Consider the following 23,198-nt stretch of genomic DNA (forward strand, 5'->3'; position numbering starts at 1 on the left):
TCGCCGCCCGCCTCGCACCGTTTTCCCATTCCCGTTGCATCCGGACCGCACCATGACCGTCACCGCCACGCCCGGCCTGCCGCCTACGCCCCGAAGCCATGTGCGCCCGCCGCGCCCGCCCCTTGCCGTGCCGCTGACGTGGGCGGTGCTGCTGGCCATGCTTGGCCTGTCGTGGCAAGGCGCGGACATGCGCCCGCTCGACCTGCTGCGCGATTCCGACAACATGGCCAGGTTTGCGGCAGACTTCTTCCCGCCCGATTTCCGCGACTGGCACCACTACCTGGACGAGATGCTGGTCACCGTGCAGATCGCGCTGTGGGGCACGGCACTGGCCGTGGTGTTGGCGGTACCGCTGGGGCTGCTGTGCTCGGCCAACATCGTGCCGGCGTGGGTCTACCAGCCCGCGCGCCGCATCATGGATGCGTGCCGTGCCATCAATGAAATGGTGTTCGCCATGCTGTTCATCGTCGCGGTCGGGCTGGGCCCGTTCGCCGGCGTGCTGGCGATCTGGATCCACACCACCGGGGTGCTGGCCAAGCTGTTTGCCGAAGCCGTCGAAGCCATCGACCCGCGCCCGGTGGAAGGCGTGCGCGCCACCGGCGCCAGCCCGGTCGCGGAGATCGTCTACGGCGTGATTCCGCAGGTGCTGCCGCTGTGGCTGTCGTTCGCGCTGTACCGCTTCGAGTCCAACGTGCGCTCGGCGTCGGTGGTGGGCATCGTCGGCGCGGGCGGAATCGGCACCGTGCTGTGGGAAATCATCCGCAGCTTCCAGTACGGGCAGACCTGTGCCGTGATGATCATCATCATCGCGTTCGTCTCGGCCATCGACATCCTGTCGGCGCAGATCCGCAAGGTGCTGGTCTGAACGCCATGCTGATCCCTGACGCCCCGCGCGCCCTGCGCGAAGTGCGCGGCTCCGACGCGGAGCTGCTGCACCTGTCCGTGCTGCTGGCCGCGATGGACGGCGAAGCACCGCTGCCGCTGGCCACCATGCGCGAGCGCTATGCCGCGAGCGCTATGCCACCATGCGCCGCTATCCGGACTACCGCTGCTACATGATGGTGGGCGCGGACGACGTGCCGCTGGGCACCTTCAGCCTGCTGGTGTTCCCCGTGATGGTCCACGACGGGCGCCCCGAGGCCATTGTCGAAGCCGTGGTGGTGGCGCCGGCCGCGCGCGGCATGGGCATCGGCACGGCCATGATGCGCGAGGCGATGCGCCTGGCGCGCGAGGCCGGCGCGGCCAAGCTGGCGCTGTCCTCCAACGCGCGACGCCTGCGAGCCCACCACTTCTATCGCCAGCTCGGCTTTACCGAGCATGGGGTCAGCTTCAGCATCGGGCTCTGAAATCAGGCCTGTCGGGCCGCTGCAGGCGCCACGCCCACCAGTTGCGCCAGCGCCGCCACCGCGGTCTCCAGCCCCGCGCTGTTGTCGATTTCGACCAGCCGGCATCCCGGCGGCACGGCGAACGCCTGCCGCGCGCGGGCCAGCCGTCTCGCAATCGCGTCTTCCGCTTCGCGTCCGCGCTGGCGCAGGCGCGCGGCCAGCACTTCTGGCTGCACCCGTACGTGCACCGCGCACAGCCTGGGGTAGCGCGCCACGGCTTGCGGCAGGTACTCGCGCGAGCCGTTGACGATGACCGTCAGGCCGCGCGCCAGCCATTGCTCGATCTCGATGCCAATGCCGTAGTGCAGCCCGTGGCTATGCCAGTCCAGCGCCAGGCAGCCCAGCGACCGGCGGCGGTGGAATTCGTCGGGCGTCAGCGCCACCGAGGCTTCGTTGGCGTCGGCGGCGCGGGTGATGTAGCGATGCGCGATGACAATGCGGTGATCGCTTCCCAGGCGCTCGCGCAGCGCGCGCAGCAATGAGTCCTTGCCGCTGCCGGATGGGCCCATCAGGTAGAACAGGCCGTCTCCGTCGGCCACGGTCGCCGCGCTCATGCGCCGAGATACGCCGCGCCGGCGCCATCCGCGGTGCTGCCGTCGAAGCCGTAATGGCGGGCGACGACAAAGTTTTCGCCCGCAGCCGGCTGCACGAAGACGCTGATGCGGTCCACCTGCAAAGGCGACTGCAGCAGCTTGCCGCTGGCTGCTTCCAGTTGCGCGATCGCGGCGCGCTGGCTGGCGGGATCGAGCATGCCGGTCAGGGTGATATGAAAGACGAAGGTGCCGAACACATAGGGGTAGCCCCATGCGTCCAGCATGCGACGTTCTGCATCGGTCAGCTGGTGCGGCGTGCGCCTGGCCAGCTCCTGCGCCGAAGGCGGCGCGCGCAAGGGCTCGAACGCCAGGACACAGGCATCGGCCAGCACCTGCATCGGCGGCGAGCCGCCATCGGCGAGCCCCCACGCGACAAAACCACGCAGCGCGCGCAGCGCCAGCGGTGCGTCGAACGGCGCCTGCCGGCGCGCCAGGTCCCGGGCCGTGGCATCGACCATCGCCCCATTGGCGCCGGGGGCAAGCCGGAACGGCGGCTTCAGCGTGGCGTGCAGGCCGTAACGGGCCGGCGCGCTGACCCAGTCAGCCGGCACGGCGGGCCGGTCGCCGGGCGCGGGCAGCGTGGCGCCGGTGTCGGCGTCGCGGCCCAGCCACTGGTTGCCGAAGGTGCGCAGGGGGCCGGATGGCGACAGGTAGATGGCGTAACGGTATGCGGCTTGGGTCATGCGGCAAGGTTACCAGCGGCGCTACGCGCGGGCAGGCGCAGATTGCCCCGGTTTGGTGGGGTTGACCGCAGACAGTAGCGCAGGCAAATGACAGCCGGATGTCTAGACCAATCCTGGACGCGCGCATCAGTCACGGTCGGACACCGTCAGCTGCACCCAGTCGCCGGCGAAACGCACCACGCTGTACTGCACCGGATTGCCGTCGATATCGACATTCAGCGCCTCGACCTGCAGCACCGGGCGCGTCTTGGGCTGGTTCAGCATCCGCGCCACCGGCGCGCTGGGCATCGCCGCGGTGATGCGTGACCACTTGCGCGTGTAATCCGCAATGCCGAAATGCGCCAGCGCCCGCGATACGGACTGCCTGGCGCGCAGCACCTCGTCGATGCCGGCAAAGCGCTTGAGGTCGAAGTAATGCTCGGCGACGTCGATGGTGCGGTCCTCGGCCTTGCCGAGCATCTGCGCATGGAGCAGTCCAGCGGTGCGCGCCAGCCCGAGATGCCTGGCAATCTCCGGCGCGCGCACCACCTGGCTGGCGACGAACTCGGCGTGGCCGCGCATGCCCTGCGCCGCCAGGTTTTGCGAAAAGCGCGTGCGCCGCCCGATGGCGTAGTCGATCGCGTGTTCCTGCACGAAGGTGCCGCGGCCCTGTTCGATGCGCACCAGCCCGCTCTGTTCCAGCTCGCCCATGGCGCGGCGGATGGTATGGCGGTTCACGGCGAAGCGGTTGGCCAGCTCGGGTTCCGGCGGCAATTGTTCCCCGGGCTGGTACAGCTTCTTGCGGATGTCGTCCGCCAGCGCCTCGCCAATCTGGCGCCAGACGGCGACGCCCGAACCCCGTTCCACTTCTCGATCAGACATCTTGCGCTGTCCTCTTGTCATCAAGCGTTAACCCATGCCGTGCGATTGTGCCTGAGTCATGCCGCGCTGGCGGCGTGCCCGAGCAATGCCCTGCCCCGTCATGAAAGGTTCATTTGTGTGTGGTCTAGTGGCTGCGTGTTCCAGCCAACGACATCTAAACGTATAGACGTATAGGGGTGATGATGCAAAGCGAAACCGCACGCACCGACGTGCCCGGCGTTCATGCTGCCCGCGCCGCCTGGCTGCGGATCCTGGCGACCGCGCCCACCGAAGCGCTCGACGGCGCCTACCAACGCCTCGCGCAAGCGCAGGCCCTGCCCGCCTACCGGCTGCTGCGCAAGCCGGAGTCCGGCATGGCGATGGTGCGGGGCCGCGCGGGCGGCACCGGGGCCCAGTTCAACCTTGGGGAGATCACGGTAACGCGCTGCGCGGTGGTGCTGGAGGATGGCGCCGCCGATGCTGCCGCGGGCGTCGCCTATGTGCAGGGACGCAGCGTGCGCCATGCCGAGCAGGCCGCGGTGCTGGACGCGCTGCTGCAGCGTCCGGCCTGGCACCAGCGCGTGCAGGAACTGGTGCTCGCGCCGCTGGCCGACGCACACGCCGGCCGCGCCGCGCAGGCGGCGGCAACGGCCGCGCAGACGCGCGTCGAGTTCTTCACCATGGTCCGCGGAGAAGACTGAGATGCACACCGCCCAACCAATGCTGTCCACGCCGGCCGCGGCGCTGCTGCCCGGCTTCAACGACCCGGTCGACGACGCCCAGCAGGTGTTCCGCGCCGCGCTGCGGGCGTTTGCCCACCCGGGCCAGTTGCAAACGCTGCCGGCCCGCAGCGGGTTGCCCGAGGGCTTGTCGCCGGCGCTCGCCGCACTGTTGCTGACACTGGCCGATGCCGATACGCCGGTCTGGCTGCCCGCCGGCGTGCCGGCCGGGGCGCGTGCGTTCCTGCGCTTTCACTGCGGCTGCCGGCTGACCGACGAACCCGGTGCCGCGGCCTTCGTCGGCGTGCCGGCCGGCCATGCCCTGCCGGCGCTGGCGGACTGCGCACAAGGCGACCCGGCCTTCCCTGACCGCTCGGCCACGCTGCTGGTGGAAGTGGCCTCGCTGGCCGAGGGCGAGACCCTGACGCTGCGCGGCCCCGGCATCGAGCACACGCAAGCGCTGCGCGTGACCGGCCTGCCGGCGGGCTTCCGCGCCGCCTGGCGCGCCAACAACGCCGGCTTCCCGCTCGGCGTGGACCTGCTGCTGTCCAGCGGCGACCGGTTCTGCGCGCTGACGCGCACCACCATCGTGGAGGACTGACATGTACGTAGCCGTCAAAGGGGGCGAACGCGCCATCCTCAATTCCTACCGGATGCTTGATGCCTATCGCCGCGGCGACACCACGGTGCCGGAACTCACGCTGGCTCAGATCCGCGAGCAGATGCCACTGGCGGTGGCGCGCGTGATGGCCGAGGGCTCGCTGTACGACCCGCACCTGGCGGCGCTGGCGCTCAAGCAGGCCGCCGGCGACCAGATCGAGGCCGTCTTCCTGCTGCGCGCGTATCGCACCACGCTGGCGCGCTTCGGCTATACGCAGCCGCTCGATACCGGCGCGATGCGCCTGCAGCGCCGGATCTCGTCGACCTTCAAGGACGTGCCGGGGGGCCAGGTGCTGGGGCCCACCTACGACTACACCCAGCGGCTGCTGGATTTCTCGCTCGAAACCGGCCGCACGCCGCAGCCGCTGGCCCCTGAGCAGGAACCAGTGGCCGCCACCATGCCGCGCGTGACCAGCTTGCTGGAAGCGGACGAGCTGATCGAAGCCGACCAGATTCCCGCCGGCGATCCCGCCCCGCCCGACCTGACGCGCGAGCCGCTGACCTTCCCCGCCGGCCGCGCCGCGCGCCTGCAGAACCTGGCGCGCGCCGATGAAGGCTTCCTGCTGTCGATGGGCTATTCCACCCAGCGCGGCTACGGCAACTCGCACCCGTTCGCTGCCGAGATTCGCTACGGCACGGCGGAGGTGGAACTGTTCGTCGAAGAGCTCGGCTTCGCCGTCACCATCGGCGAGGTCGAGCTGACCGAATGCCAGATGGTGAGCCAGTTCGCCGGCAATGCCGACGAGGCGCCGCGCTTTACGCGCGGCTATGGGCTGGTGTTCGGCTACAACGAGCGCAAGGCCATGTCGATGGCGCTGGCCGACCGCGCCATGCGTGCCGGCGAGCTTGGGGAGGCCGCCGACGCGCCGGCCAACGATATTGAATTCATGCTGTACCACAGCGACAACGTCGAGGCCTCGGGCTTCGTGCAGCACCTGAAGCTGCCGCACTACGTGGACTTCCAGGCCAACCTGGAACTGCTGCGCCGGCTGCGCGCGGAGGGCGCCGACGCGCCGGACTGCGCCAGGGCAGCAACCGTGGCGGCACCGCCGCCGGCGCAATCAGAGCCACAGCCGCAAGAGGAGACGCTGGCATGAGCGCCGCCGACACCACCATGGCCGCGGGCGTCGCCCGCGACGAGCACTACAACTTTGGCTATCTCGACGAATCGACCAAGCGCATGCTGCGCCGCGCACTGCTGAAGGCGGTGGCGATTCCGGGCTACCAGGTGCCGTTCGGCAGCCGCGAGATGCCCCTGCCGTACGGATGGGGCACCGGCGGCATCCAGGTGAGCGCCGCGATCATCGGCAAGGACGATGTGCTCAAGGTGATCGACCAGGGCTCGGACGACACCACCAACGCCATCAATATCCGCCGCTTCTTCGCCCGCGTCACCGGCGTGCCGACCACCGAGCGCACCGCCGAGGCCAGCATCATCCAGACCCGCCACCGGATTCCGGAAACCCCGCTGCGCGCGGGCCAGACCGTGGTGTTCCAGGTGCCGATTCCCGAGCCGCTGCGCTGGCTGGAGCCGAGCGAAGGCGAGACCCGCACCATGCACGCGCTGGCGGAATACGGCGCGATGCACGTCAAGCTGTACGAGGACATCGCCCGCCACGGCCACATCGCCACCACCTACGACTACCCCGTGATCGTCAACCAGCGCTACATGATGCGGCCTTCGCCGATACCGAAGTTCGACAATCCCAAGCTGGACCGCAGCCCGGCGCTGATGCTGTTCGGCGCCGGCCGGGAAAAGCGCGTCTATGCGGTGCCGCCGTACACCGCGGTCAAGAGCCTGGACTTTGCCGACCATCCGTTCACCGTGGAGTCATGGTCCAACTGCTGCGCGCAGTGCGGGGCCACCGACAGCTACCTGGACGAGATCATCACCGACGACGCCGGCACGCGCCGGTTCGTGTGCTCGGATACCGAGTACTGCGCCGACCGCCAGGCGGCGCAGGCCGTCAAGACCGCTGCCGGAGCCGCGCAATGAGCGCCGCACCGCTGCTGTCGGTGCGCAACCTGACGCGCACCTGGGACGGCCGGCACGGCTGCCATGACGTCAGCTTCGACCTGTATCCCGGCGAAGTGCTGTGCGTGGTGGGCGAGTCGGGCTCCGGCAAGAGCACGCTGCTGCAGGCGCTGTCGATGCAGGCGCCGGCGCAGCGCGGCAGCGTCAGCTATGCCATGCGCGAGTCCGGCCTGACCGACCTGGCCACCTTGTCCAGCGCGCGCCTGCGGCTGCTGGCGCGCACCGACTGGGGCTTCGTGCGCCAGCATGCGCGCGACGGCCTGCGCATGCAGGTCAGCGCCGGCGCCAATATTGCCGAGCGGCTGATGGCCGTGGGCGAGCGCCACTACGGCAACCTGCGCGAAGCGGCGGGCAACTGGCTGCAGAAGATGGAGATCGATCTGGCCCGGCTCGACGACGTGCCCGACACTTTTTCCGGCGGCATGCAGCAGCGGCTGCAGATCGCGCGCAACCTGGTCACGCATCCGCGCCTGGTGTTCATGGACGAGCCCACGGCCTCGCTCGATGTCTCGGTGCAGGCGCGGCTACTGGACCTACTGCGCCGCCTGGTGGCGGACCTGGACCTGGCCGCGGTGCTGGTCACGCACGACCTGGCCGTGGCCAGGCTGCTGGCGCACCGCACGCTGGTGATGCAGGGCGGGCGCGTGGTCGAGCAGGGCCTGACCGACCAGATCCTCGACGATCCCCAGCATCCGTACACGCAGTTGCTGGTTTCTTCCATCCTGCAGGGCTGACCACGATGCATGCAGAACACCCACAGAAGCTCGTCGAGGTGCGCGGCCTCGGCAAGATGTTTACGTTGCACAACCAGGGCGGCATCCGCCTGCCGGTCCTGCGCGCGATCGATTTCGATGCCTTCCGCGGCGAATGCCTGGTCCTGGCCGGGCCTTCGGGCACCGGCAAGAGCACGCTGCTGCGCTGCCTGTATGGCAATTACCTTGCCACCGAAGGCAGCATCCGGCTGCGCGATACCAGCACCGACGGCGCGCCGTGGGTCGAGCTGGGCGATGCCACCGAGCAGCGCGTGCTGAAGCTGCGCCGCGACGTGATCGGCTATGTCAGCCAGTTCCTGCGCGCGATCCCGCGCGTGGGCGCGCTCGACGTGGTGGCCGATCCGCTGCGGCAGCGCGGCGCCAGCCACGACGAGGCCCGCGCCCGCGCGGCCGGGCTGCTGGCACGGCTGAACCTGCCGCGCCGGCTGTGGGAGCTGCCGCCCGCCACCTTCTCCGGCGGCGAGCAGCAGCGCGTCAACATCGCGCGCGGGCTGATCGGTGGCCATCCGATCCTGTTGCTGGACGAGCCCACCGCCTCGCTGGATGCCGACAACCGTGCCGTGGTGGTCGCGCTGATCCGCGAAGCGCTGGCCGAAGGCCGCGCACTGATCGGCATTTTCCACGACGAAGCCGTGCGCGAGGCGGTGGCCACGCGCCTGCTGCCGCTGCGCCCCGCCGCCGCCCTCGCCTGAACCGAACCGCCCAGAACGGAGCCAGACATGCCCGCGACCTACCTGACCCACGCCACCCTGGTGTTGCCGGACCGCGTGCTGTACGACAGCGCGCTGCTGATCGAGGATGGCCGCATCGCGGCGATCGAGCCGGCACCCGCGGCCGTCCCCGCGCACGCTGCCGTGGTTGACCTGCATGGCCACACCGTGATGCCAGGCCTGGTGGACGTGCATTCCGACGCCATCGAGAAAGAGGTGGAGCCACGCGCCAGCGTGCTGTTTCCGCTGGACTTTGCCGTGGCGCAGGTCGACCGCCGCAACGCCGCTGCCGGCATCACCACGCCCTATCACGCGCTGTCGTTCGCCGGCAACCAGTTCGGCGTGCGCAACGTCGACACCGCGGCCATGGTGGTGCGCACGGTCGCCGCCTACCGGCAGCACAGCCTGGTCGACAACCGCATCCATTGCCGCTACGAGGTCACCGACGCCGGCGCGGTGCCGGTGCTGGAAGCGCTGATGGCCGAAGGCGTGGTCGACCTGCTCTCGGTGATGGACCACTCGCCCGGCCAGGGCCAGTTCAAGACCCTGGACGCCTACCTGGCCTACATGATGGGCAACCACGGCATGAGCCGCGATGCGGCCACCGATGCCGCGCGCCAGAAGGCCGCGGCGCTGGAGGGCGCGCACGAGCGTGTCAACCGGCTGGTGGCGGCGGCGCACGCGCTGGGCATTCCCACCGCCAGCCACGACGACGATTCGCCGCAGCGCATCGCCGCCATGCACGCGCTGGGCGTGCGCATGAGCGAGTTCCCGATCAACCTGGAGACCGCGCGGGCCGCCTGCGCGTGCGCGCTGCCCACCATCCTGGGCGCGCCCAACGTGCTGCGCGGCAAGAGCCAGAGCGGATCGATGCGCGCCATCGACGCGATCCGGGCGGGCGCCGGCACCATCCTGTGCTCGGACTACCAGCCCTCCACGCTGATCGCCGCCGCGTATGCCGCCGGACGCCAGGCCGGGCTGCCGCTGAACCAGGCACTGGCGCTGGTCACGGCCAACCCCGCCGACGCCTGCCGGCTTGCCGACCGCGGCCGCCTGACGCCGGGGCTGCGCGCCGACGTGATCGCCGTGTCCGAAGTGGCCGGCCAGCCCATGGTCACCCATACCTGGTCGGGCGGGCGGCTGGTGTTTGCGGCGGGATATCCGTCGCTGCGGCCCGCCGGGGATGCGGCCATGCCGCGCCAGGCGGCGCTGCGGGAAGTGGCGTAATGGCTGGCCGCATGTCGCTACCCGGCGCCCTGCAGCAGCCTCTCGATGCCGCCATCACGCTGCGCGCCGAAAGCGCCAGCACAGCGCTGCGCGAGAATACGTCAGTGGCCGGCGTCACGCCGCGGGATTGAACCCCAGCGCCGCGCTGACCGCGCGCGCCTCGCGCCGCACGGCGCTGCCGATGGGGCCGTCGATGGCGGGGTCGAAGCCGCCGGTGGCGCCCAGCGCGGTCAGCACCGCGCAGACCCGCCCGGTGTAGTCGCGCACCGGCGCCGCCACCGCGCTGATGCCGGTCAGGTTGGTGTCGCGCACCCAGGCGCAGTCATCGGCCTGCACGGCGCGGCGCAACGCGCCAATGGGGTCGCTGGCATCGAGCTGCGCCCGCCGCGCCGGGCTGGCGGCCGCAAGCTCTTCCCTGGCCTGCGCGTGGACGCCCTTTTCATCAAGCAGACCCAGGAACACGCGCCCGGTGGCAGACCACAGCAGCGGCATCACCGAGCCCGCGCGCACGTTCACCGTCACCGGCAAGCCCGGTTCCTCGAAGCGCAGGATGGTCGGGCCCTTGTTGCCCATCACCGCGACAAAGCAGGTCACTTCCAGGCTTTCACGAAGGCGCACCAGCGACGCCTCCGCCAGCCGGATCGGGTCGGCCTGGCGCATCGCGGCCATGCCGATCTGCAGGGCCTCGAAGCCAAGGTGGTATTGCTGCGTGCCCGGTTCCTGCGCCACCAGGCCTTCTTCCACCAGGCTGACCAGGTAGCGATGCACCTTGGCCGGGCTTTCGTCGATATGCGCGGCCAGCGCAGTCAGGCTGGCGCGCCCGCCCAGCCGCGCCAGTCCCTTCAGTACGGCCATGCCCGTGACGGCCGACTGCACGCGCTGGCGCCGTTCCCGCGGGCGGGTCGGGGTCGCTTCAATGATGGGTTCGGTAGCTTTGGATCGGGGCATGGCGGAGCTGCGCGACGGTTGCGGGTCTTCACGGCGACAGCGGACGATGGCACGCCGTGACATGGGGCCGGTTCAAGGTTAACCCGCATTCAATCATTACGCAATGCGTATATGATTTACGCAAATCAGAATCACCGGTGCCAGGACGCCGGCCCACCTAAGGAGACAAGACCCATGCCCCGCCCCCGCTTTGCCTTTTCCGTGCGCCTGGCCATCGGCGCGCTGACCCTGCCGGTGCTGGCCGCCGCCCCGGCCCACGCCGCCGATCCCTACCCCGCCAAGCCGATCCGCTGGATCGTCCCGTATGCCGCGGGCGGCGGCTCCGATTTCCTCGCGCGCACCATCGGCCAGGGTCTTTCGGCCAAGGTCGGACAACCCGTGGTGGTGGATAACAAGCCCGGCGGCAATACCGCCATCGGCGCGGCCGAGACCGCGCGCGCGGCGGCAGACGGCTATACCGTGCTGTCCGCCGATAACGGCACGCTGGTTTTCAATCCCGTGCTGTACAAATCGCTTTCGTACCACCCCGGCAAAGACCTGGCCCCGGTGACGCTGCTGGGCCGGTTCCCGATGATCCTGGTGGTGGGTGCCGCCAGCCCGGCCAAGAGCGCGAAGGAATTCATCGCCCAGACCAAGGCCACGCAGGGCGGCATCAACTACGGCTCGGCCGGCGCGGGCAGCCCGCACCACCTGGCGATGGAACTGCTGAAGGTGGAAGCCGGCCTGTCGATGACGCATGCCCCATACCGCGGCGCCGCCCCGGCGCTGTCAGACGTGGCCGCCGGCCAGGTCGCCGCGATGATGGTGGACTATGCCGCCGGCGCCGGCTTCATCAAGGGCGGCAAGGTGCGCCCGCTGGCCGTGGCCAATGCCACCCGCCTGCCGCAGCTGCCGGACGTGCCGACCTTTGCCGAGCTGGGCTACCCGCGCGTCGAAGCCGCCGCGCTGGTCGGCATGGTGGTGCCGGCCGGCACGCCGCCCGACGTGATCAACACGCTCAACAAGGACGTGGTCGCGGCGATCCGCGAGCCCGCGGTCAACAAGCGGCTGGTGGACTTTGGCGTCGAGCCGGTGGGGAATACGCCGGCGCAGTTCAGCGAGCTGCTGCGCAGTGAAACCGGCCGCTGGACCAGGCTGATCCGCGACCTGAAGATCACGCTGGACAACTGATTCCGGCCCCGACACCGATTGGTCGTCCGGCACGCCCGGACGGCACTGTTTTTTTTGCCGGGCATCGATGTGCCAGGCATCGATGTTTGCCCGATGTTCGCCAGGAGTACGCAGCATGACCACCCCCTCCCCCGGCACCGCGCGCGGCGGCTGCCCGATCGACCACAGCGCCCTGACCGCCCCCAATGGCTGCCCGGTCAGCCACAACGCGGCGCAGTTCGACCCCTTCGGCGACGGCTACCAGCAGGACCCGCCCGAATACGTGCGCTGGTCGCGCGAGCAGGAGCCGGTGTTCTACAGCCCGCAGCTGGGCTACTGGGTGGTCACGCGCTACGACGACATCAAGACGATCTTCCGCGACAACCTGACTTTCAGCCCGTCGATCGCGCTGGAGAAGATCACCCCCACCGGTGACGAGGCCAACGCCGTGCTGGCCACGTACGGCTACGCCATGAACCGCACCCTGGTCAACGAGGACGAGCCCGCCCACATGCCGCGCCGGCGCGCGCTGATGGCGCCGTTCACGCCAGCCGAACTGGCGCACCACGAGCCGCTGGTGCGGCGCCTCACGCGCGAGTATGTCGACCGCTTTATCGACGATGGCCGCGCCGACCTGGTCGACCAGATGCTGTGGGAAGTGCCGCTGACGGTGGCGCTGCATTTCCTGGGCGTGCCCGAGGAGGACATGGACCTGCTGCGCCAGTACTCCATCGCCCATACCGTCAACACCTGGGGCCGGCCGAAGCCCGAGGAACAGGTCGCGGTGGCGCACGCCGTGGGCAACTTCTGGCAGCTCGCCGGCCGCATCCTCGACAAGATGCGCGCAGACCCGTCCGGCCCGGGCTGGATGCAGTACGGCCTGCGCAAGCAGAAAGAGCTGCCCGAGGTGGTTACCGACTCCTACCTGCATTCGATGATGATGGCCGGCATCGTGGCCGCGCACGAAACCACCGCCAATGCCTCGGCCAACGCCATCAAGCTGCTGCTGCAGCATCCCGACGCATGGCGCGAGGTCTGCGAGGATCCGTCGCTGATTCCCAATGCGGTCGAAGAATGCCTGCGTCACAACGGCTCGGTGGCGGCATGGCGCCGGCTGGTCACGCGCGACACCGAGGTCGGCGGCATGCGGCTGCCGGCCGGCAGCAAGCTGCTGATCGTGACCTCGTCGGCCAACCATGACGAGCGCCATTTCGCCGATGCCGACCTGTTCGACATCCGCCGCGACAACGCCAGCGAGCAGCTGACCTTCGGCTACGGCTCGCACCAGTGCATGGGCAAGAACCTGGCGCGCATGGAAATGCAGGTCTTCCTGGAAGAACTGACGCGCCGGCTGCCGCATATGCGCTTGGCCGCGCAGACCTTTACCTACGTGCCCAACACTTCGTTCCGCGGGCCCGAGCACCTGCTGGTGGAATGGGATCCCGCACAGAACCCCGAGCGCCGCGATCCGGCCCTGCTCGCCGTGCGCCAGCCGGTGCGCATCGGCGAGCCCTCGGCGCACACCATCGCCCGCACGGTCGTGGTCGAGCGCGCCACGCCGGCCGCCGACGGCGTGCTCCGGCTGCGGCTAGTGGCGCCAGACGGCAAGCCGCTGCCGCGCTGGGCGCCGGGCTCGCATATCGACGTGGAATGCGGCGACACCGGCCTGTCGCGCCAGTATTCGCTGTGCGGCGATCCGGACGATGCGGCGGCGCTGGAGATTGCGGTGCTGCGCGATCCCGCCAGCCGCGGCGGCTCCGCCTGGGTCCATGGCAGCGTCAGGGCCGGCGACCGCCTGCGCATCCGCGGGCCGCGCAACCATTTCCGCTTCGACGAACAGTGCAGCCGGGCCATCTTCATCGCCGGCGGCATCGGCGTGACGCCCGTGAGCGCGATGGCGCGGCGCGCCCGCGCGCTGGGCATCGACTACGCCTTCCACTACTGCGGGCGCTCGCGCCAGGCCATGGCCATGCTGGACGAATTGCAGGCGCTGCACGGCGCGCGGCTGCAGGTCCACGCCAGCGACGAAGGCGGACGCGCCGATTTCGCCAGGCTGCTGGCGCAGCCTGAGGCGGGCACCCAGATCTATGCCTGCGGCCCGCAGCGCCTGCTGGACGCGCTGGCTGAATGCTGCGCGGCGTGGCCGGCGGACGCGCTGCGCGTGGAGCATTTCGTATCGCAGCTCGGCACCCTGGATGCGTCGCAGGAACAGCCCTTTACCGTCGAGCTGAAGGACTCCGGCCTGGTGCTCGAAGTGCCGGCGGGCCAGACTCTGCTGGGCGCGCTGCGCGGCGCCAATATCGACGTGCAGAGCGACTGCGAGGAAGGCCTGTGCGGCTCGTGCGAGGTGCGCGTGCTGGCGGGCCAGGTCGACCACCGCGACGTGGTGCTCACGCGCGCCGAGCGTGACGCCAATCACCGCATGATGGCGTGCTGCTCGCGCGCCTGCGGCGGCGGCCGGCTGGTGCTGGAGCTCTGAGCGCGCCAGCCTCAGGCCGTAGCGTCGAAGGCGTCGTGGTACCGGACCGTTCCGGCCGGACAGGCGCCGTCGAATGCCAGCGCCTGGAAATACTCCGGCGGCACGCCCGCCAGCACCAGCCCGGGGTGCGCGGCAAAGCCGAAGCGTCCGTAGTAGGCCGGCTCGCCCAGCACCACGCAGCCGGCTGCGCCCTGGCGGCGCAACGCATCCAGCGCCGCGCGCACCAGTTGCGCGCCGATGCCCTGCCCCTGCCGCGGCGGCACCACCGAGAGCGGCCCTAGCCCATGCCATCCCGCCGCGCCGGACGAGACCGTTACCGGCGAGACCGCAACATGCCCGACCAGCGCAGCGCCGTCCTGCGCCACCAGCGACACGGTCAGCTGGCCGGCGCGGCGCAGCGCATTGACGATAAGCGCCTCGGTGTGGCTGGTGTGCGGCGCATCCTGAAACGCGGCAGTGGTCAGGCGGGCGATGGCGTCGGCGTCGGTGGGCAGTTCGGGGCGGATTTGCAGCGGCATGGCGATGGGAGCGGCGAATGCGCGTAACGAAGGGCGATTGCGCGCGATTCTACCCCTGGCATGCCAGGGCCGGCACGGCAAGCGCGCCGTTGCGGCGTAGGACAAAGCCTGACAACGGCCGCAAGGACACAGGGCTAAAGTAGCAGCGCACCCGCCGCCGCCCCCGTTCCGTTTGCCTCATGTCCCCTGACCCCGCCGCCGTCGACACTTGCCCCACCCATGATCACCGTCGCTGGCGCAGCGCTGCCGCGCAACTGAGCCTGTCGTTGCTGGCCACGGCACTTGCCGTTCCCGCCACGCTGGCCGCCACCGTGGCCACGCCGCCGCCGTTATCAGGCCTCGCCACGCTGCTGCTCGGCACGGTGCGCGGCAAGCCTACCGGCATGAATGGCGTCACGCGGCTGACCACCGGCGATGCCGACCGGGAACTGCGCCTGGCCTGCCAGGAGCTGATGCGCGCAGGCCCGGTCGACCTCGACGACACCACGCGCTTTGATGGCTGCGTGGCGCGGCCAGGCAAGATCGTCGAATTTCACCTGAAGGTCTCCGGCGTGGACGCGACCCGCGACGATACCCGTGAGTTCATGGCCGCGGCCAAGCCCATCCTCGAGCGCGGCATCTGCCGCAACCCGGATGTGCCGGTGCTGGGCAAGCTGGGCGTCAGGCTGCGCTATCACTATGTGGCCGGACAGAAGCAGCTGGTCCTGCTCGACATCCCGCCTGACCAGTGCCACCGCAGGTGAGTCGGCGTACCTCGCCGCCTCAAGCCCCCCGCCCGTCCCCCAGGACCTCATCGCAGACCGCGAGCCAGGCCCGGGCCGCATGCGACAGGTAGCGCCCCGGCGACCAGATATGGGCCATGGTCCAGTCCACGGCCGGTTCGGTAAGACGCGCCATGGCCAGCGTATCTTGCGCCTGCAGTCGCTCGGCCAGCGGCTGCGGCAGGAAGGTGGTGCCCAGCCCCGCCGCCGCCATCGACGCCAGGAAATCCCAGTGTCCGCTGCGTGCCACCACCTTCGGTTCGATGCGCGCTTCCAGGAAGGCCTGCCGCAGCTTGCGCGTCAGCGAAAAATCTTCGGTCAGCATCACCAGCGGCTCGTCGCGCAGCGCCGCCAGCGATACCGTGCGCCCGCGCGCCCAGGCCGCCTTGCGTGGCCCCACCGCCCAGATCGGATGGCGGCCGAACTGGCGTGTTTCGAGCGCCAGGCCGCTGTCCCCTGGCAGCACGGTGGCGCCGACCTCCAGCTCGCCGCTGGCCACCAGTTGTTCCACCACCTGCCCGCCGTGCTCGTCCAGCGTCAATGACAAGTTGGGATAGCGCTGCCGGAATGCGCTGACCGCCGGCGAAAAGAACAGGTTGACCATCGGCGGGATGCCGACCGTCAACTGCCCGCGCCCCAGCGAAGACAGGTCGGAGACCTCCAGCGTCAACCGGTGCACCACCCCCAGCGCCTCCTGGCCGCGCTCGTACACCACGCGGCCCACGTCGGTCAGGCGCACGCTCTTGCCTTCGCGAATCAGCAGCGGCTGCCCGACCTCATCCTCGAGCTGCCTGACCATCTTGCTGATGGTTGACTGGGTCACGAACAGCGAAGAGGCGGCCTGGGTAAAGCTGCGCAGCCGGGCAGTCTCGACGAAATAGCGCAGCGCACGGATATCGATGGGCATGGTGGGGTGGAAGGCGCGCGCGCCGGCCGGCGGACTTGCGTTCCATGAAGAAATCGAATGGAAAGGTCGATATTAAATCATGAATGGAATGCTTAGGGTGCGGCTACACTTCGCTTCCACGCACGCTCCTGTCCAACCGCGCCCTTGATGAAGCGCGGAGCGGCAGGCGGCTGCAAGCGCCCCCAACCTCTTCAAGACCCCGCTCCATGGCTAGCTGGCCGAATGCACGACAGTGGCTGTTCTCGCTGAAGGCATTCGCCGCCGCGATGCTCGCGCTTTACATCGCGCTGGCGCTGGGCCTGCCCCGGCCGTACTGGGCCATGGCGACGGTGTACTTCGTCTCGCATCCCCTGACCGGCGCAACCCGCTCCAAGGCGGCCTACCGCGTGGCCGGCACGGTGCTGGGCGCCGCCGCCGCGGTGGCGACGGTGCCGCAGCTGGTCAACATGCCGATCGTGCTGATGGGCGCGATCGCGCTGTGGATCAGCGTGCTGGTGTACCTGTCGCTGCTGCAGCGCACGCCGCGCAGCTATGTGTGCCTGCTGGCGGCCTACACCCTGCCGATCGTGGCCTTGCCGGCGGTCAGCCAGCCGGCGCAGGTCTTCGATATCGCCGTGGCACGCATCGAAGAGATCGTGATCGGCATCGTCTGCGCCGGGCTGGTGGGCGCGGTGGTGTTTCCGGCCAAGGTCGCCCCGGCGCTGCGCGCGCGTGCCGCCACATGGCTTGCCGACGCGGCGGCGTGGGCCACGGACATCCTCGCCGGCAGCCCGCGCGCCGCACACAGCCGCCACCGGCTGGCCGCCGACATCCTGGCGCTGGACCAGCTGGTCAGCCAGCTGGCCTATGACACCGAAGGCAGCCATACGCTGCGCCATGCGCGCGCGCTGCGCCGGCGCATGACCATGCTGATGCCGCTGCTGTCGTCGCTGGACAGCGTGCTGCAGGCCCTGCGCTGCCAGGCCGGCGGCATCCCGCCAGACCTGCGCCGGGCGCTGGCGGCAACGGCCGCGTGGCTCGGTGGCGATGCCGTCTCGGCGCCGCCGGCCGCGCCAGAGGGCTGGCGGATCCCGCCGCGCGCCGGCGCGGGCGGCTGGCATGACGGCCTTGCCGCCACCGCGGCCGACCAGCTGCAGCGCCTGTGCGCCCTGTACGGCGAATGCCGCGCGCTGCAGCAAGGCATGGGCGACCACCGGGCCGGCACGGCACTGCCACGCGCCGAAGGCGGCGCGCGCACTGGACCGGAGGCTGCCGGCCACCACCATGACCACGGCATGCTGCTGTTCGGCGCGCTGTCCAGCGGACTCGCGGTGTTCTGCGCGGGGCTGCTGTGGATCTTCTCGGGCTGGGAAGACGGCGCCGCGGCGGTCGCGGTGGCGTCGATCGCCTGCTGCTTCTTTGCCGCCATCGACGAGCCGCGGCGCATGGCCGGCGCCTTCGTGCGCTGGAGCACGGTCTGCCTGCTGATCTCGTCCGCCTACCTGTTCCTGGTGGTGCCGCATGCGCACACCTTTGAAGCGCTGGCCGCGATGCTGGCGCTGCCCTATCTCGGCATCGGCCTGCTTATGGCGCGGCCGGGGTTCCAGCTGATCGCGATGCTGCTGTCGGTCAACACCGCGGCGTTCGCCAACGTGCAGGCCGTGTTCGACGCGGATTTCCTTGCCATCTTCAATACCTGCCTGGGCAGCGCCGCGGCCATGGTCTACGCGCCGCTGTGGTCGGTGGCGGCACGCCCGTTCGGCGCGCGCGCAGCGGCGCGCCGATTGGTACGCGCCAGCTGGCACGACCTGGCGCAGGCCGCCACGCTGCGGGCCACCGATGGCGATGCGCGGCTGGGCGCGCGCATGCTGGACCGGCTGGGTCAACTTGTGCCGCGCCTTGGCGCGGCCGGCGATCCCTTGTCTGCGGACGGTTTCCATGCGCTGCAGGTCGGCTATTGCGCGCTGGCACTGCACCAGGCGCTGCCGGACTTGCCGCCGTCGGCGCGCAAGCCGGTGCGCCGCGTGCTGGCCGCGGTGGCGCGGCATTTCCGCGCGCAACTGCGCGCGGGCCATCGCGTACCGGCGCCAGCGGGGCTGGCCACCGCCGTGGGCGAGGCCATGGCCGCGGTGGCGGCCAGCAGCCGCTCCAGCCAGCGCGGCACGCTTGGCGCGCTGGTGGTGCTGCAGGTCACGCTGCTTCCCGGCCCGGTCATGACCCCGTCCCGCTGATCTCCAATCGTCCCCGCTGCCGCCCCATGCTTAGTGAAATCGACCTCTACGGCGTGTTCGTGCCCGGCGTGCTGGTGCTGGCGGTGCTGGCCTTTGCCGCTGCCACGGCGATCCGCATGGTGCTGGCCGCACTGGGTTGCTACCGGCATATCTGGCACCGCTCGCTGTTCAACCTTTCCCTCTATGTGATCGTCCTGGGCGTCGTGGCCGCCGTTTGCGCCGCGGTGCCCGGACTGCCGTCATGACCTTCCGACTCCGCCCCTTGCTTCCCGTGCTGCCGACGCTGTTGGCCGCGATCGCCGCGCTGCTGGTGCTGCGCCACCTGTGGGACTACTACACTGCTGCACCCTGGACGCGCGACGGCCACGTGCGTGCCGACATCGTCCAGGTAGCGCCCGATGTTTCGGGGCTGGTGACGCGCGTGCTGGCACGCGACAACCAATACGTCCAGCCCGGCGAGGTCCTGTTCGAGATCGACCGCGACCGCTACGCGCTCGCGCTGGAGCAGGCACTGGCCGCGCTTGCGACCCAGCGTGCCGCGCTGGCGCAGGCGCGGCGCGAAGCCGCGCGCAACCGCGACCTGGACGGCGTGGTCTCGGCCGAAGTCGCCGAGCAAAGCCACGCGCGCGTCGAGCAAGGCCAGGCCGCGCTGGCGCAGGCCGAAGCCGCGGTGCGGCTGGCCCGGCTGAACCTGCAACGCACCAGCGTGCGCAGCCCGGTGGCGGGCTACCTCAACGACCGGCTGCCACGCCTGGGCGACTACGTGTCAACCGGGCGACCGGTGCTGTCAATGGTCGATGCCGGCTCCTTCCACGTGGAAGGCTATTTCGAGGAAACCAAGCTGCACCGCATCCACATCGGCAGCCCGGTGGACGTGCATATCATGGGCGAGCCCCGGCACCTGCGCGGCCATGTGCAAAGCATCGCCGCCGGCATCGAGGACCGCGACCGCAGCGCGGGTTCCAACCTGCTGCCCAACGTCAATCCGACCTTCAACTGGGTGCGGCTGGCGCAGCGTGTGCCGGTGCGCATCGCGCTGGAGAACGTGCCTGCCGATGTGCGGCTGGTGTCGGGCCGCACCGCCACGGTGAGGGTTCGCGAACCCGGGCGCGGCGCGGGCGATGGCGCGGGGCCGAGATCGTGAGACGCTCCAGAGTCTGGCTGGCATGCGCCGTGGCGGCCTGCCTGTGCGCGTGCACCACGGTGGGCCCCGATTATCGCGTGCCCGAAAATGCGGTGGTACGCGCGCCCGCGGCCAATGGCCCGTTGCAAGGTGCGCAGGCGCGGGGCGTGGCCATCGCACCCGTGCCCGACGACTGGTGGCGCCTCTATGAAGACGAGCGGCTCGACCAGCTTGTCGCCCGGGCGCTGGCGGCAAACACCGATATCCGCGCCGCTGCCGCCAACCTGCGCCGTGCGGTCGCGCTGCTGCACGAGGTGGAAGCCGAAAACCTGCCACAGGGCAGCGCCAGCGCCAGCGTGTCGCGCGCGCAACTGTCGGGCGAGAGCTTCTTGCAGCAGGCCCAGCCGCCAGTGTTCAACCTGGGCGACTTAGGCCTTGGCGTGTCCTACCTGATCGACTTCTTCGGCCAGCTGGCACGCGCCGACGAAGCCGCGCTGGCCGGCGCGCAGGCCAGCGCGGCGACGCTGGACATGGTGCGTGTCACGGTGGCCGCGCAGACCGTGCGCGCCTACGTGCAAGGTTGCGCGGCCACGCATGACCTGCACGCCGCCACCCAGCAACTGGCGATACAGCAGCGCGCGCTGGATGCCGCCCGGCGCCTGCTCGCGGCGGGCCGCGGCGAGCCCGCCGAGGTGGCGCGCGAACATGCCCGCGCCGAAGCGCTGCGCGCCACGCTGCCCCCGCTGGAAGCCGCACGCAGCGCCGCACGCCACCGGCTGGCGTTATTGCTCGGCCAGGCGCCGGCGGCGCTGACAGAGGGCGACGTCGCCTGCGCTGCCGAGCCCACGCTGCGTGCGCCGCTGCCGGTCGGCGACGGCGCCGCGCTGCTGCGCCGACGGCCCGATGTCCGCCAGGCCGAACGCGAACTGGCCGCCGCCACGGCACGCATCGGCGTGGCCACGGCAGACCTGTATCCATCGATCCGCATCGGCGCCAGCGCCGGACTGAGCGGCGTGCTCAGCCATCTCGGCAGCGGGCCCACGGCGCGCTGGAGCATCGGACCGTTGGTGAGCTGGACCTGGCCCACCAACGGCGTACGGCATCGCATCCACGGCCAGGAAGCCTCCGCGGATGCCGCGCTGGCGCGTTTTGACGGCGTGGTGCTGCGCGCGCTGCAGGAAACTGAGACCGCGCTGTCGGCATACGCGCGCGAACTGGAGCGCCACGCGGCCCTGCATGCCGCCAGCGAGGGGGCCGCGGAAGCCGCGCGACAGCAGCGCCGGCTATGGGAGGCGGGACGCCTGCCCTATCTCGCGCATCTTGATGCCGAGCGCGACCTTGCCGCCGCGCAGGCGGCGCTGGCGGCATCCGCCGGCCAGGTTGCCGCGCGGCAGGTCGACTTGTTCCTCGCGCTCGGAGGCGGCTGGCAGACCGCCCCCAAACTGACCACCGTCCCTGAATCGATGAATGAAAAAAACGACTGAATGATCTCCAGTTAAATCATCACGGGAATACCTGGTCCTGACTACACTTCGTCCCGTGCCCGCAGACTTCAACGCGGCGGCACCGCCCAAAAGGCGCATCCCGGACGGCGCAGGCGGCAAACCCGCCATGCCTGCGCTGCCCTTAGCGGGGCAGCCGTCCTCCTACCCAAAAAACAGCAGACATGCATAAAAAAGCTCTCAAAGCCCTTCTTGCCACGTCCCTCTCCATCGCAGCAATCGGTGCCATCGGTGCAACCACCCCCGTCATGGCACAAGGCCTGAACGACCGCGGCGTGGCCGCTGACCGCTCCGGCTACGCGCTTCACAACGGCAAGCGCGATCCATTCACCGAAGGCGCGCATGTCAACGGCAAGCGCGACCCCTTTACCGATGGCGCACGCGTCAATGACCAGCGTGACCCGTTCACCGACGGCGCCCACCGCGCGGCCGGCCTGGAAGTCGCGGCCATGGACCGCAGCGGTGTGTCGGCGGCGCCGTCGCATCGCGGCGCGCGCGCTTCGGCCGCGGCCTGATCTGGCCGCGACATCACGCTGCGTGCTACTGATCCGCGCGCTCCGGTGCTAGATTGAGAAGGCGTGCCGCCGCCCGCCGGTGGCGCGCCTGACAAGCCACCCCACCACAACCGCGAGGAGCCGCGCATGTCCCTTCCCCATCTTGCCTCAGGACAAATCACCAGCGTGCTGCCACTTGGCGCGCGGCTGGACCAGACCGCCACCCAGGCGCTGTTCAAGGAAGGTCCGCTCGAAGTGATGCGTCTGGTGCTGAAAGCCGGCAAGCATATGCCTCCTCACGCGGTGGATGGCCCCATGACCGTGCAATGCCTGGAGGGCGAGGTACGCGTGCGGGTAGACGGCACCGAACGCCAGTTGCAGCAGGGCGACCTGCTCTACCTGGGGCCGTGCGTGCGCTACGACGTGACGGCGGTGTCCGATGCCTCGGTGCTGGTGACGATGGTATTGCCCGGCAGCCGCTGAGCCTCGCTTATGCCTCGCTCGGCTGCCAGCGCGCGCTGGCGGCCACGAAGGCCTCGATCAGCGCCGCGACCGGTGCGCGCCGCAACGCCGATTCACGCACCAGCACGCCCACTTCTCGATAGAGCGGCCCGCCCGGCAGCGGCACCTGCACCACGCCGGAGGTCTCGCGCAGTGGCACCAGTTCGGCCGGTATGATGGCGCAGCCAAGGCCCGCCGCCACCATCTGCAGGATCACCGCCGGCTCGTCGAGCTCCATGCCTTCCCTGACCCAGAGCCGTTGGCGCTTCAGGTAGCGGTCCACCAGCTGGCCGCCGGTACTGTGGCGGTTGTAGCGGATGAACGGCAGCGCCTCCACCAGTGCGCGCAATTCCGCCGGCGAGCCGCCCGGTGCGATGCCGACGAAGCGCTCGCGTACCAATGGCACCCACTTCAGGTCCGGCGGCAAACCCAGCCGCGGCCGGATCAGCACGGCTACGTCGAGTTCGCGCGCATCGACCTGTGTCAGTAGCTGGGTCGACATGCCCGGCACCACGTTGACGTGCGAGTCCGGGAAGCGCTGGCGAAAATGCCGCATCGCCTCGGCGAGCAAGCTGGCCTGCACGGTCGACACGGCGCCCAGTTCAACCGGCGCGGCATCGGCGTGCGGGCCGGCGCGGTCCTTCATGGCGGCATAGAGCTCGACAAAGCGCCGCGCCTCCGGCAGCAACCGGCGCCCGGCTTCGCTGAGCGCGACCGACTTGCCGGTGCGCTCGAACAGGCTGCAGTCCAGGTCCTCTTCCAGGCGCCGGATCTGGGTGCTGACGGCGGACTGCGTCAATGCCAGCCGCGCCGCCGCGGCGGAAAACGATCCCGTATCGGCAGCCGTCAGGAAGGTCTGGAAGTAGCGGATCATCTATCGAAAACTCTGATGCTCAGGGCGAAAATGATTCGCTTCATATTACGGGTTGCGCTGGCTACAATCAACCCGCAGGCCTTTCCAGGCGATCTTCAGAACCCGTC

26 protein-coding genes are annotated in these 23,198 nt (G+C 70.1%); 19 read left to right on the forward strand and 7 right to left on the reverse strand.

Annotation, left to right across the window (positions count from 1 at the left end; all coding sequences use genetic code 11):
• Positions 1–52: 52 nt before the first annotated feature.
• Genes phnE through ACOCMH_RS09035 form a run of 3 tightly spaced genes read left to right on the forward strand, consistent with a single transcriptional unit; the run spans position 53 to position 1,346 of the window.
• Positions 53–865, forward strand: coding sequence for a phosphonate ABC transporter, permease protein PhnE (gene phnE, locus ACOCMH_RS09025; RefSeq protein WP_427306640.1), 813 nt, complete (start codon positions 53–55; stop codon positions 863–865).
• A gap of 5 nt (positions 866–870) precedes the next feature.
• Positions 871–1,059, forward strand: a complete 189-nt coding sequence (locus tag ACOCMH_RS09030; RefSeq protein WP_427306642.1) for a hypothetical protein — start codon at positions 871–873, stop codon at positions 1,057–1,059.
• Positions 1,026–1,346: a GNAT family N-acetyltransferase gene (locus ACOCMH_RS09035; RefSeq protein ID WP_427306643.1), complete on the forward strand. Its 321-nt coding sequence runs from the start codon at positions 1,026–1,028 to the stop codon at positions 1,344–1,346. Before ACOCMH_RS09030 ends, ACOCMH_RS09035 begins: the two co-directional genes overlap by 34 nt.
• A gap of 2 nt (positions 1,347–1,348) precedes the next feature.
• Here the strand turns inward: ACOCMH_RS09035 and phnN are convergent, their stop codons facing one another.
• The 3 genes from phnN to phnF form a co-directional block, all read right to left on the reverse strand.
• Positions 1,349–1,939, reverse strand: coding sequence for a phosphonate metabolism protein/1,5-bisphosphokinase (PRPP-forming) PhnN (gene phnN / locus ACOCMH_RS09040; protein ID WP_427306645.1), 591 nt, complete (start codon positions 1,937–1,939; stop codon positions 1,349–1,351).
• Complete coding sequence (locus ACOCMH_RS09045) at positions 1,936–2,661, reverse strand: DUF1045 domain-containing protein (protein ID WP_427306646.1); 726 nt, start codon at positions 2,659–2,661, stop codon at positions 1,936–1,938. The genes phnN and ACOCMH_RS09045 overlap by 4 nt, the downstream gene beginning before the upstream one ends.
• A 126-nt stretch (positions 2,662–2,787) precedes the next feature.
• Positions 2,788–3,522, reverse strand: coding sequence for a phosphonate metabolism transcriptional regulator PhnF (gene phnF, locus ACOCMH_RS09050; RefSeq protein ID WP_427306647.1), 735 nt, complete (start codon positions 3,520–3,522; stop codon positions 2,788–2,790).
• Positions 3,523–3,701: 179 nt separating this feature from the next.
• Between phnF and phnG the strand changes: the two genes are divergently transcribed.
• The 7 genes from phnG to ACOCMH_RS09085 are packed head-to-tail and all read left to right on the forward strand — an operon-like array spanning position 3,702 to position 9,625.
• Positions 3,702–4,202 (forward strand): phosphonate C-P lyase system protein PhnG, encoded by a 501-nt coding sequence (gene phnG, locus ACOCMH_RS09055; RefSeq protein WP_427306649.1) that lies wholly within the window; start codon positions 3,702–3,704, stop codon positions 4,200–4,202.
• A gap of 1 nt (position 4,203) precedes the next feature.
• Complete coding sequence (gene phnH / locus ACOCMH_RS09060) at positions 4,204–4,821, forward strand: phosphonate C-P lyase system protein PhnH (RefSeq protein WP_427306651.1); 618 nt, start codon at positions 4,204–4,206, stop codon at positions 4,819–4,821.
• Position 4,822: 1 nt separating this feature from the next.
• A complete protein-coding gene (locus ACOCMH_RS09065; RefSeq protein WP_427306652.1) occupies positions 4,823–5,977 on the forward strand; it encodes a carbon-phosphorus lyase complex subunit PhnI in 1,155 nt (384 codons plus the stop codon).
• Complete coding sequence (locus ACOCMH_RS09070) at positions 5,974–6,876, forward strand: alpha-D-ribose 1-methylphosphonate 5-phosphate C-P-lyase PhnJ (RefSeq protein ID WP_427306653.1); 903 nt, start codon at positions 5,974–5,976, stop codon at positions 6,874–6,876. The genes ACOCMH_RS09065 and ACOCMH_RS09070 overlap by 4 nt, the downstream gene beginning before the upstream one ends.
• Positions 6,873–7,649: a phosphonate C-P lyase system protein PhnK gene (phnK, locus tag ACOCMH_RS09075; RefSeq protein WP_427306655.1), complete on the forward strand. Its 777-nt coding sequence runs from the start codon at positions 6,873–6,875 to the stop codon at positions 7,647–7,649. Before ACOCMH_RS09070 ends, phnK begins: the two co-directional genes overlap by 4 nt.
• A 5-nt stretch (positions 7,650–7,654) precedes the next feature.
• A complete protein-coding gene (gene phnL, locus ACOCMH_RS09080; RefSeq protein WP_427306656.1) occupies positions 7,655–8,380 on the forward strand; it encodes a phosphonate C-P lyase system protein PhnL in 726 nt (241 codons plus the stop codon).
• Between the two features lie 27 nt (positions 8,381–8,407).
• A complete protein-coding gene (locus ACOCMH_RS09085) occupies positions 8,408–9,625 on the forward strand; it encodes an alpha-D-ribose 1-methylphosphonate 5-triphosphate diphosphatase (RefSeq protein WP_427306658.1) in 1,218 nt (405 codons plus the stop codon).
• A gap of 114 nt (positions 9,626–9,739) precedes the next feature.
• Here the strand turns inward: ACOCMH_RS09085 and ACOCMH_RS09090 are convergent, their stop codons facing one another.
• Positions 9,740–10,573, reverse strand: a complete 834-nt coding sequence (locus ACOCMH_RS09090; RefSeq protein ID WP_427306660.1) for an IclR family transcriptional regulator — start codon at positions 10,571–10,573, stop codon at positions 9,740–9,742.
• Between the two features lie 174 nt (positions 10,574–10,747).
• On the opposite strand from ACOCMH_RS09090, the gene ACOCMH_RS09095 reads away from it, so the two are divergent.
• Complete coding sequence (locus tag ACOCMH_RS09095) at positions 10,748–11,743, forward strand: Bug family tripartite tricarboxylate transporter substrate binding protein (protein ID WP_427306662.1); 996 nt, start codon at positions 10,748–10,750, stop codon at positions 11,741–11,743.
• 115 nt (positions 11,744–11,858) lie between these two features.
• Positions 11,859–14,201 (forward strand): cytochrome P450/oxidoreductase, encoded by a 2,343-nt coding sequence (locus tag ACOCMH_RS09100; RefSeq protein WP_427306664.1) that lies wholly within the window; start codon positions 11,859–11,861, stop codon positions 14,199–14,201.
• Positions 14,202–14,212: 11 nt separating this feature from the next.
• Here the strand turns inward: ACOCMH_RS09100 and ACOCMH_RS09105 are convergent, their stop codons facing one another.
• Positions 14,213–14,719 carry a GNAT family N-acetyltransferase gene (locus ACOCMH_RS09105; RefSeq protein ID WP_427306666.1) on the reverse strand — a complete coding sequence of 169 codons (507 nt, stop codon included), beginning with the start codon at positions 14,717–14,719 and terminating at the stop codon, positions 14,213–14,215.
• A 179-nt stretch (positions 14,720–14,898) separates the two neighbouring features.
• On the opposite strand from ACOCMH_RS09105, the gene ACOCMH_RS09110 reads away from it, so the two are divergent.
• Positions 14,899–15,462 carry a hypothetical protein gene (locus tag ACOCMH_RS09110; RefSeq protein WP_427306668.1) on the forward strand — a complete coding sequence of 188 codons (564 nt, stop codon included), beginning with the start codon at positions 14,899–14,901 and terminating at the stop codon, positions 15,460–15,462.
• A gap of 19 nt (positions 15,463–15,481) precedes the next feature.
• Here ACOCMH_RS09110 and ACOCMH_RS09115 read toward each other — a convergent pair whose 3' ends face one another.
• Positions 15,482–16,387, reverse strand: coding sequence for a LysR substrate-binding domain-containing protein (locus ACOCMH_RS09115; RefSeq protein WP_427306670.1), 906 nt, complete (start codon positions 16,385–16,387; stop codon positions 15,482–15,484).
• Between the two features lie 206 nt (positions 16,388–16,593).
• Between ACOCMH_RS09115 and ACOCMH_RS09120 the strand changes: the two genes are divergently transcribed.
• The 6 genes from ACOCMH_RS09120 to ACOCMH_RS09145 all read left to right on the forward strand — a co-directional run bounded on the left by ACOCMH_RS09120 (position 16,594) and on the right by ACOCMH_RS09145 (position 22,199).
• Positions 16,594–18,597: an FUSC family protein gene (locus ACOCMH_RS09120; RefSeq protein WP_427306671.1), complete on the forward strand. Its 2,004-nt coding sequence runs from the start codon at positions 16,594–16,596 to the stop codon at positions 18,595–18,597.
• Positions 18,598–18,623: 26 nt separating this feature from the next.
• Positions 18,624–18,842 (forward strand): DUF1656 domain-containing protein, encoded by a 219-nt coding sequence (locus tag ACOCMH_RS09125; protein WP_427306672.1) that lies wholly within the window; start codon positions 18,624–18,626, stop codon positions 18,840–18,842.
• Complete coding sequence (locus ACOCMH_RS09130; protein WP_427306673.1) at positions 18,839–19,741, forward strand: efflux RND transporter periplasmic adaptor subunit; 903 nt, start codon at positions 18,839–18,841, stop codon at positions 19,739–19,741. Before ACOCMH_RS09125 ends, ACOCMH_RS09130 begins: the two co-directional genes overlap by 4 nt.
• Positions 19,738–21,204: an efflux transporter outer membrane subunit gene (locus ACOCMH_RS09135; RefSeq protein WP_427306674.1), complete on the forward strand. Its 1,467-nt coding sequence runs from the start codon at positions 19,738–19,740 to the stop codon at positions 21,202–21,204. The genes ACOCMH_RS09130 and ACOCMH_RS09135 overlap by 4 nt, the downstream gene beginning before the upstream one ends.
• A 182-nt stretch (positions 21,205–21,386) precedes the next feature.
• Positions 21,387–21,737: a hypothetical protein gene (locus ACOCMH_RS09140; RefSeq protein WP_427306675.1), complete on the forward strand. Its 351-nt coding sequence runs from the start codon at positions 21,387–21,389 to the stop codon at positions 21,735–21,737.
• A 126-nt stretch (positions 21,738–21,863) separates the two neighbouring features.
• Complete coding sequence (locus tag ACOCMH_RS09145) at positions 21,864–22,199, forward strand: cupin domain-containing protein (protein WP_427306676.1); 336 nt, start codon at positions 21,864–21,866, stop codon at positions 22,197–22,199.
• 7 nt (positions 22,200–22,206) lie between these two features.
• Here the strand turns inward: ACOCMH_RS09145 and ACOCMH_RS09150 are convergent, their stop codons facing one another.
• Positions 22,207–23,091 (reverse strand): LysR family transcriptional regulator, encoded by an 885-nt coding sequence (locus ACOCMH_RS09150; protein ID WP_427306677.1) that lies wholly within the window; start codon positions 23,089–23,091, stop codon positions 22,207–22,209.
• Positions 23,092–23,198 lie beyond the last annotated feature (107 nt).

This window comes from Cupriavidus sp. H39 (assembly GCF_050271075.1).
Classification (GTDB): Bacteria; Pseudomonadota; Gammaproteobacteria; order Burkholderiales; family Burkholderiaceae; genus Cupriavidus; species Cupriavidus necator_B.